This is a genomic window from Allomuricauda sp. CP2A (assembly GCF_001683915.1).
Classification (GTDB): Bacteria; Bacteroidota; Bacteroidia; order Flavobacteriales; family Flavobacteriaceae; genus Flagellimonas.
Window position 1 is genome coordinate 1 of record NZ_LXTT01000081.1, and the last position, 8,725, is coordinate 8,725.

Here is an 8,725-nt window from a genome sequence, read left to right on the forward strand (position 1 = left end):
GTTTTCAATAGCATGCTTTAAAAACAAATAGTCGTCTTGCCCTATTTCCTGCATTGGTCAGATTTTAAAAATTAAAAGATTTTTTTTTTGCTAAAATAAATATTATTTTAGACTTTCTAACTAAAAAAGTCAAATGTTCAATATTGAAAGTACCGATAATTTTTCGTTAATACTTGATTCCGCCAAAAAAAGATTTTGCCGTTATGGCCTTAAAAAAACAACAATGACGGAGATTGCCGGGGATATAGGTCTATCAAAAGCATCCCTATACTACTACTTCTCCACTAAAGAAGAACTTTTCAAGGAAGTAGTAAAGCAAGAACATAAAACATTTTTAAACGAGATTGAAGGTCTTCTTTCTTCGGTTGTCCCTGCAGAAGAGTTATTCCATATTTACCTAGAAAGGCGACTGATCTACTTTCGCGATTTTGCACACCTCAGTTCTTTGAGCCTGGAATCTATAAACAGTTTAAAACCCGTTTACGCCCGCCTATTCGAAAACCTTCGCAAAGAAGAAATACGACTTGTGAGTAAAATATTGGAAAAAGGTATTGCCGCCCAAGATTTTGAAAATCTTGATATTGCTTATTATTCGCAATTGTTCATTGCCATTTTCCAAGGGTTGCGGCACAATGTACTTATTAAAAAAGACACAATAAATATCACGGAAATTGAGTATTCTCTATTGCAGAGACAATATGAAAGCGCATTAAAAATGTTCGTGAAAGGAATCAAAAAATAAATCGTAGGCCGGCCTTTAGAAAAAAGGAAACTAATTATTTGTTGCCTGTGCCATTATAATTTTTTTGTAATGAAAAACAAGATGCTGCCCAAGATTAGATATTTGCCTTTTTATGCCATCTCGACCCTGCCGATGCCTGTTCTGTACCTGTTATCGGACATATTGTTTGTAGTGGTCTATTACCTCATGAAGTATAGAAGGAACTTAGTCTCGGACAATATCAAAAAATCCTTTCCTCAAAAACCACAAATTACACTGAGAAAAATTGAAAAGAACTTCTATCGGCATTTCTGTGATATACTTGTCGAATCGATTAAGACATTGACCATCAGTAAAAGGTCGGCAATGAAACGTTTGCGTATAGAGAATCCGGATTTGGTAGAACATTATTTAAGCGAGAATAAAAATATTTTGCTTTACACTGCCCATCAGGGAAATTGGGAATGGTTGATATTCCTACCACTTTTTTTCCTTACCGATCAGACACTTTATACAAACCAATTAAAAACCACTATTTCAATAGCCTATTTAAAATTATCAGAGAACGATTTGGTGTCCATTGCATTGAATCCACCAAGGGATATAGGACCATTATCGACCTTGAACGAAAGAATGTCATTATGTTGAACTGCATCATCGGCGATCAAAGCCCTGTCAGAATCAGTACCAAACATTGCTGCCATTTTTTGAACAGGGAAACAGCTTTTTTCTAGGGGCCGAAAAGCTTGCCAAAAAAACCAGTGAAGTTGTTTTGTTCCCTTCTTACAAAAAAATAAAAAGAGGGTACTATGGACTACATTTTTAGTTTGATAACGGAAAGTCCCGTTTCCGTGAGAATCAATGGGATTATAGAAGACTATGCAGAGGCATTGGAAAACGTGATCTTTAAATCGCCGGAACTTTGGCTATGGAGCCAAAGAAGATGGAAGTTAAGTGCCTCAATTTGGGATTTTAAAGTACCCGGCATTATTTGGTCTATCCAAAATGCTATTGAAATTTAAGACCAGTTATATTTGACTAGAAAGAACCGAAACAAAAGGTTTAACGACCTAATATTATTTATCATTTTGGTGATCTTTATCATATTTCGCTATCGTTATAAATACGTAACTTTATGTTGCCTTAATAATTTAACCCAATGATCTGTAAATCCGAACTTGTTGCATGCTCCGCCTTAAACTTCGCTCAATTTGGGAGTAAACGGTTCACACTCGATGAGTTGGCAAATCAGCTTGGCATATCAAAGAAGACCATCTACAATTATTTTAGGAAAAAAGAAGAATTGGTTCAAGAGAGTACGGTCTATCTACTGCAAAGATATTCAAGGGAGATCCAAGAATCGGAGATTGCTTTCTGTAAAGATCCTCTGGAAAAGATAATACTGATATACAAAAAGGGTTTCGAACATTTAAAATTTTTCAGTCCCACGTTCCTTTTCGGACTAAAGAAATATTACCCTAAGGCCTATGATCTCTATTATAGCTTTCGAAATGATTTGGTAAATAAAACTATTTACGAACTCTTTGTCGATGCACAAAAATTGGGCTTTATTCAAAATGAGGTGAACTTGAGATTGGTTTGTGAACTGTACTTTTTGAATTTGAACACTATCGCTTTTGGTAAAACCAGTCTGTTTGATAAATATACCCAGCACGAGATTCTACAACATCTCATAATCAACACCATAAAAGGTATTGTAACCGAAGATTACACCAACAGGTTTATCCAAAAATAGACTGACAACCGTCATGTATTATAATTGCCCCCATCCTTAGGACAGGGACAGGGACAATTACAAACAAAAACTTGACGAGCTAGCCCATAAACTCGCCTAGCGATCAGATAAAGTGCATTGGTCATTTTTGCGCCTCTTCCTTTCCTTACGCACCGCTCTTCAACTAGACTAGGATGGCATTGATAATTTCAGAAATCGGGGCTGTCGGTGGAAAACCACTTTGGGAAAGAAAAATCTGCGGAACTATCTCCATTTCAATAGTATCTTTATCGTGTACTTTGTGCATGGACTATGGAATTTAAGTATGGTAACACTGATCTCAGAAGTCTGTAAGGTTCCCTGAAAAACGAAGCGTTGGAAATTAGAGTTCAACGTTTAAATTTGAGGCAATGAAAAAAAGCAGATTCACCGAGACACAGATCATCAAGGTCCTAACGGCACAAGAAAAGGGAAAGACCGTTGCCGAGATATGCCGCGAGCACGGTATCAGCCAACCGACCTTTTACAACTGGAAGGCAAAATAAGGGGGGCATGGGAGTAGACCAACTCAAGAAGATGAAGGAGATGGAGTCGGAACTTGCCGAGTTCAAGCGCATGTAAGCCGATCTTGCCTTTGAGAACAACGCCCTGAAGAACCTTATCGAAAAAAGCTAAGCCCGCCGAGAAGCGAGAAGCTGTCGGATACCTGGCCAAAGAGGTAGGGTTGAGTATCAGGCGGCCTGTGGGGCGGTGAGCCTTAGTCTGTCGGTCTATTATTACCGTTTCAAGAGGAAGCCCGAAGACGAAGTGATTATGGATTCTTTGGAAAAGCTGGCCGAAGGTCACCCGACCTACGGGTTCAGAAAGATGTTCCATATGCTCAGGGCAATGGGCCACGGCTGGAACCACAAAAAAGTCTACAGGGTCTATGTGTTGATGGGGCTGAACATTCGAAGAAAGCGAAAGAGAAGGTTGCCCGAAAGGGTAAAGAGCCCACATATACACCCCGTGGACTGTAACATCACATGGAGTGCCGATTTCATGCAGGATACCTTGACCAACGGAAAATCGTTCAGGGTCTTCAACGTAATCGACGACCTAAACAGGGAACCCCTGGTGTCCACCGTCGACACTTCGCTCAGTGCGAGGAGGATAACAAGAGAACTGGACAGGCTCATCGAATGGAGGGGTTCACCGGAGACCATCCGCGTGGACAATGGCCCTGAGTTCACTTCGGCCATTTTCAATACATGGGCCACAAAGAACGGTGTCGAGATCCGGTATTTCCAACCGGGAAAACCGACCCAGAACACTTTGGTCGAGAGGTTCAACGGCATCTACCGTAAAGAGGTTTTGGATGCTTATCTGTTCACGGAGCTTGATCTGGTCAGGGACCAGACCCAGAGATGGTTCCGGGAATACAACAATGTCCGACCACATGAATCATTGGGCAACAGGCCACCGAAAAAATTTTGGAAAGCCGAGGGAAATCCAGCTTTCCCTAATTGCTAATGGACAGCCATTTCACAAAAGAAAGTATATTTATGGACGCTTTGCTTTAGGGGAACCTTACACTATCTCTCGTCCAAAAAAAGTTTAAATCACTTCATATGCAAAATAACCTACTGAAGCAAGGTCGTGTTTATGACTTATATTGAAAAATGGTTATTCCAAAACTTATCAAATTTTCTCAATAAACCTCAAATGTAATATTTCATGTTTTAAAGTAACGCCAAAGACAACAGGCACTGCCAGTAATTACCTTCTTTAGAAAAGCAGAAACGAAACACAAAACACCATAAATTCGTTACATAATTAGGCATTAGAAGCAAATGCAAAACCATGTTTTGATAATATGTAGATTGTTGTTTAAAGGCTTTGGTCTATTTGTATTAAAAAATAATACTTAACGGTTTCGCCCGGTTTCAATGTGACGAGGTGTGACTTTTTTTCAATATCTTTTGGAGAATCCTCAAAATCATGATGTGAGGCCATAGGCTCAATGCACACAAACGGATATCCTGGAGGGCTCCAAATATTGACATTCGGAAAATTACCCAGAATCAAACTTATGTATGGTTTTTGGCCAGATTTGGCCAGACCAATTTTAGTGATAACTGAATCTTTGATGAAAATCCCAGTATTAGGTATCCTGTCATCATCAAATCCAAGAGTTGTCTCATTTTGTAAAAAGGGGGCTACCGAATCTTTCAGAAGACTATTTTTAATTAGTTCTCTTTGGGCAGAAAGGGATTTATAAAAAAACAACTCATGCTTTTTTCTATCATTTGGTTGACCAAGTGACAGATTAAACCCAGGATGCCCCCCAAGTGCAAAATACATGCTATGGGTATCGTCATTTCTGATGACGTATTCGTTCAAGATGGTATTATCGGTCAATTTATATCGAACTGAAATTTTGAACAAAAAGGGATAGTTTTCATGCAATATTTCTTTGTTGGGAACAAAACTTAATGTAACCTCATCATTTGATTTATGTTTTACTGTCATAAAGCGCTCTTTTAAAATTCCCATTTTCGGCATATCGTATTTGACGTTCCGAAAATAAAATTCGTTGTCCCTGAATCTGACATTTACTGGAAACATTATGGGAGCCCTGTCCGCCCAATATTCACCATTGCCCTGCCATAGGTACTCAAACTCACTGATTTTGCCTTTTATGCTTTGAAGTTCAGCCCCTTTTTTGCTTATTGATACCCTAATGGAATCATTTTCGAGCCAAAGTAACTCAGAACCTTGGCCATGGACTGTAAAGAAAAATGTCAAAAAAATAAATAAAAAAGCCAATACTTTCAGGTGTGGCATTTTACAATCCCACTTAAAAGTCTTTTTCGAATCTGTTGGTTTCACGGTGTGAATGTATTAGTTCATAATAAGAAAATCAGCATAAGGACAGGAACTGGAAGCAAAAGTAAAAAAGCGCAGACAAGCTGCGCTCCCTTAAAAAAACTAACTCAAAATCAACCTATCATATTACTTTTCACCATGTAGGTAAGCGGACATAGTCGGAAATACCTCACCGATGAGTTGCTCACTGACCTTGTCACTATGTTTGCCGGTGTACCAGCAGGTGCTATGTGGTATTTTTTCCTCTTTCAACAATGTAGAGAAATAAACTGAACCTTCGAGCAATCCGGGAGTTTCGTCCTGATAGCCACAACTCAATGCAATTTTTTTGTACTGGGTTAAATTGTTCTTGTAATTTTTCACTTTTTCTTCCAAATTCCCAAAACCAGCTACCCATTTCTCTAGGACTTCTTCTTTCTTGGAAAAGGTGCCATCGGCATTCATCGTAAACGGGAATGCAATCTTTAAGGGTTGTGAAAGATCGGGAGAGAATGCAGATCCAAAGGCAAGAATACCAAATATGCTCGTTATCTTTCGGTCATACGATTTTAATTCTTGTTGCAAGGTTTCAGAAAAATCCTCATCCCTCACATTTACCATTTTTTCGGATAAATTCTGAACCTGCACCAAGGTCGAATCGTTCTTAAACATACCATTCAATAAATTATCATTTGCCAAAACGGCAGGACTCATGGCATAGGCCACAGAAAATACCTCGGGATGCCTTAAGCTGATATTGATTGTTCCACCTCCGCCCATTGAATGTCCACTTATTCCACGAGATTCCCGTTTCGCCAAAGTTTTGTAATGGCTGTCAACATAAGTAATGACATCTCTTACAATAAAATCTTCCCAATTTCCCGAAACAGGTGAATTGGCATACATCGACCCTTCAAACAGATTATGGCCGTTGAGTTCTATTAAGATGAACTCGTGTTCTTTACTATTCTTCATATAACTGTCAAAAGCCTCCGTTTTGGGATATTCGCCAGCCTCAACGGTATAACCGTTCAAAAAATAGACAACTGGAAACAATTGATCTGAGTCTAAGTAAGACGGTGGTAAATAAACCCCAATCTTTTGCACATCTTTCGTGCCTATTAAATTATCCTTAAGTGATGGAGCCGGAATCTCCACCAGCGAATAGTTGCTTTTTTGGTCCTGTGCTACTATGCCCCCGCCTAATAGAAGCAATAAAATAACCACACATTGAATTTGACCTCGTTTTTTCATATATATATTGTATATTGATAAATTAAAACTAGTTTGAAATTTAATTGATAATTCAAAGGTCAACCCCTGTCTTTCAACTGATCTTCCCCTTTGACCAAATTTAAATTATGGATTTTGACCAAGGCTTTGATTTGCTCAATGACATCAGGGTTACTTTCGGCAACATTATATTTTTCAGATGGGTCCACTTCAAGATTGTATAGGAGTGGGGGGTCATGTTCTTCACGCATCGGTGGGCCATAGGCACCTTCCGTTATGAAATGGGCTTTGAAGGCTCCCAGCCTAACCGCATAAAGCTCATCTCCCCTGTAATAAAACACTTCTTTTCTCTCACTTGGTTTTTTTTCAAAGAGTGTTGGCCCAAGGTCATTTCCATCCATCTGTCGATCTTCGGGCAATGGCACGTTTGCCAATTTGCTGAAAGTGGTAAACAAATCCATGGTGGTGCCAATTTGGGTGACCAAACCAGGTTGGATTCGGCCTGGTCCCCAAAAAATACATGGCTCACGCATACCCCCTTCCCATGTAGATCCTTTTCCTTCCCTCAATAACCCTGCACTTCCACCTTCTTGGTTCATGATGAGCCATGGTCCGTTGTCTGAGGTGAAGACTACAATTGTATTCTTATCTAGGCCACTATTTTTTAATTCGGCCAATATTTGTCCCACCCCATGGTCAATTTCTTCAACAACATCGCCATAGAGCCCCCTATCGCTGGTGCCCAGAAAGTCCTTTGATGCGAAAAGGGGCACATGTGGAAGATTATGGGCCAAATAAAGGAAAAAAGGTTTTTCCTTGTTCTTCCTTATGAACTGTACCGCCTCTTCATTATAACGTTTTGTCAATGTGTTCTGATCAGCTGGGCGCTCCACTATCTCCGTATTGCGCATCAGTGGAACATTGAAAGTATTTATATCTTTCCTCTCTTCCGATTTCCAAAAATCAATATACCCTTGAGTTGACCTGAATGGAATAATGTTGTCCATGTCATTGCTGTAAGGAATACCAAAATAATAGTCGAACCCTTGGCTCGTTGGCAAATACTCCTCTTTATGTCCCAAATGCCATTTGCCAATGCAAGCCGTCACATAATCGACTTTTTTTAATTGTTCGGCCAAGGTTATCTCACTTTGCGGCAATCCTTTATGGGAATCGGGAAAAAGAACACGGTTCACCTTACTGGTCATTCCATTTCTGATGGGCAATCTCCCGGTCATCAATGCTGCCCTGCTGGGTGTGCATACGCTCGACCCAACATAGAAGTTCGTCCATTTTTGGCCTTCGACCGCCATTTGGTCCAGGTTTTTGGTGTGTATTGTAGGGTGCCCATATGAGCTTAAATCACCATACCCAAGGTCATCGGCAAAAATGACAACAAAGTTCGGAGGTACGTCTTCTCTCTGTGTAACTTGGTCGACATTGGCTTGTTGTCCCGTGCAGGTGCCAACCCATGACAAGAAGGCAAGTGTCAAAAACAGCTTTATGTTCATGAATCTAATCGTATTTACTTTCATCTAAATTTAATTTTTAATATTCAAGCAAGGCCTGGTAAATCCACAGAAGTCTACCAAGATAGACTTCAGTAAAGCGAAAAGGTTGGAAGAAACCTTGAGGTAGGCCGACCATTAAATTAATCTGGAATACTTTTCTTTTCATTATATATTATATTCTCGACTCCCAAAAAGAACACTGATGTTTTTATCGAGTAAAACCGGGCATCGCAGCACCGATATTCTCACAGAACCGTACGTGACGGTCTCCCGTCATACGGCTCTTATTATTGTTTCCGTTCGATGGTATTGAACCTATTGTCCAGTGAGCAAGTAAGTTCGGTGATTCCTGACTTACCTTGTAAAGCCAATTCATGGCCTTGTTGTCGCTGACCCGAAGGCTCTTGTACTTCCGTCTCGCCCATTTGGCGAGTTTCACGTTCAGTGTGTGCATAAAGTCTTTAAGCTTTGATTTATAAAATTTTCCATAGTAATTGATCCATCCCTTCACTATTGGATTGATGGCCTTGGCAATGTCGGTGAGCGTACAACTGCTGACACGCAGTATGCTCCAGCTTCTCATCTTCCCGTTCATACTTTTCATAGCTTTCTTGCTCACGGCGGGCAACCAACTGGTGAACCACTCTTTTCTGACACTATGCTGTGCGCTTCTCGGCA

At 40.0% G+C, this 8,725-nt stretch carries 9 protein-coding genes and 1 pseudogene; 5 read left to right on the top strand and 5 right to left on the bottom strand.

Annotation, left to right across the window (positions count from 1 at the left end; translation table 11 throughout):
* The first annotated feature begins 133 nt into the window (after positions 1-133).
* From A7D14_RS10250 to A7D14_RS10265, 4 genes are all read left to right on the top strand, one after another.
* Entirely contained in the window at positions 134-742 is a 609-nt protein-coding gene (locus A7D14_RS10250) for a TetR/AcrR family transcriptional regulator (RefSeq protein WP_051947139.1), read from the top strand.
* 69 nt (positions 743-811) lie between these two features.
* Positions 812-1,369, top strand: coding sequence for a lysophospholipid acyltransferase family protein (locus tag A7D14_RS10255; protein WP_036379403.1), 558 nt, complete (start codon positions 812-814; stop codon positions 1,367-1,369).
* Between the two features lie 161 nt (positions 1,370-1,530).
* Positions 1,531-1,743, top strand: coding sequence for a hypothetical protein (locus tag A7D14_RS10260; protein ID WP_036379405.1), 213 nt, complete (start codon positions 1,531-1,533; stop codon positions 1,741-1,743).
* A gap of 137 nt (positions 1,744-1,880) precedes the next feature.
* A complete protein-coding gene (locus tag A7D14_RS10265) occupies positions 1,881-2,477 on the top strand; it encodes a TetR/AcrR family transcriptional regulator (protein ID WP_036379408.1) in 597 nt (198 codons plus the stop codon).
* A gap of 163 nt (positions 2,478-2,640) precedes the next feature.
* On the opposite strand, the gene A7D14_RS20415 is transcribed toward A7D14_RS10265, so the two are convergent.
* Positions 2,641-2,763: a hypothetical protein gene (locus A7D14_RS20415; RefSeq protein WP_255307434.1), complete on the bottom strand. Its 123-nt coding sequence runs from the start codon at positions 2,761-2,763 to the stop codon at positions 2,641-2,643.
* Positions 2,764-2,866: 103 nt separating this feature from the next.
* Here A7D14_RS20415 and A7D14_RS10275 point away from each other — a divergent pair.
* Positions 2,867-3,968 (top strand): annotated as a pseudogene (locus A7D14_RS10275) (IS3 family transposase).
* 357 nt (positions 3,969-4,325) lie between these two features.
* Here the strand turns inward: A7D14_RS10275 and A7D14_RS10280 are convergent.
* From A7D14_RS10280 to A7D14_RS10295, 4 genes are all read right to left on the bottom strand, one after another.
* Positions 4,326-5,282 carry a hypothetical protein gene (locus A7D14_RS10280; protein ID WP_036379412.1) on the bottom strand — a complete coding sequence of 319 codons (957 nt, stop codon included), beginning with the start codon at positions 5,280-5,282 and terminating at the stop codon, positions 4,326-4,328.
* A 168-nt stretch (positions 5,283-5,450) separates the two neighbouring features.
* The gene (locus A7D14_RS10285; RefSeq protein ID WP_051947140.1) at positions 5,451-6,557 is read right to left on the bottom strand and encodes an alpha/beta hydrolase; all 1,107 of its coding nucleotides are present in this window, start codon (positions 6,555-6,557) and stop codon (positions 5,451-5,453) included.
* 59 nt (positions 6,558-6,616) lie between these two features.
* On the bottom strand, positions 6,617-8,071 hold the full coding sequence (locus A7D14_RS10290) for a sulfatase (protein ID WP_036379415.1): 1,455 nt from the start codon (positions 8,069-8,071) through the stop codon (positions 6,617-6,619).
* Positions 8,072-8,255: 184 nt separating this feature from the next.
* On the bottom strand, positions 8,256-8,725 hold a 470-nt coding region (locus tag A7D14_RS10295), incomplete at its 5' end, for a group II intron maturase-specific domain-containing protein (protein WP_304364263.1).

What these genes read in the sequence shown, in the direction of transcription:
- A7D14_RS10250 (WP_051947139.1), top strand. Translation starts at nt 134, where the DNA reads ATGTTCAATATTGAAAGTACCGATAATTTTTCGTTAATACTTGATTCC.
- A7D14_RS10255 (WP_036379403.1), top strand. Translation starts at nt 812, where the DNA reads ATGAAAAACAAGATGCTGCCCAAGATTAGATATTTGCCTTTTTATGCC.
- A7D14_RS10260 (WP_036379405.1), top strand. Translation starts at nt 1,531, where the DNA reads ATGGACTACATTTTTAGTTTGATAACGGAAAGTCCCGTTTCCGTGAGA.
- A7D14_RS10265 (WP_036379408.1), top strand. Translation starts at nt 1,881, where the DNA reads ATGATCTGTAAATCCGAACTTGTTGCATGCTCCGCCTTAAACTTCGCT.
- A7D14_RS20415 (WP_255307434.1), bottom strand. Translation starts at nt 2,763, where the DNA reads ATGCACAAAGTACACGATAAAGATACTATTGAAATGGAGATAGTTCCG.
- A7D14_RS10280 (WP_036379412.1), bottom strand. Translation starts at nt 5,282, where the DNA reads ATGCCACACCTGAAAGTATTGGCTTTTTTATTTATTTTTTTGACATTT.
- A7D14_RS10285 (WP_051947140.1), bottom strand. Translation starts at nt 6,557, where the DNA reads ATGAAAAAACGAGGTCAAATTCAATGTGTGGTTATTTTATTGCTTCTA.
- A7D14_RS10290 (WP_036379415.1), bottom strand. Translation starts at nt 8,071, where the DNA reads ATGAAAGTAAATACGATTAGATTCATGAACATAAAGCTGTTTTTGACA.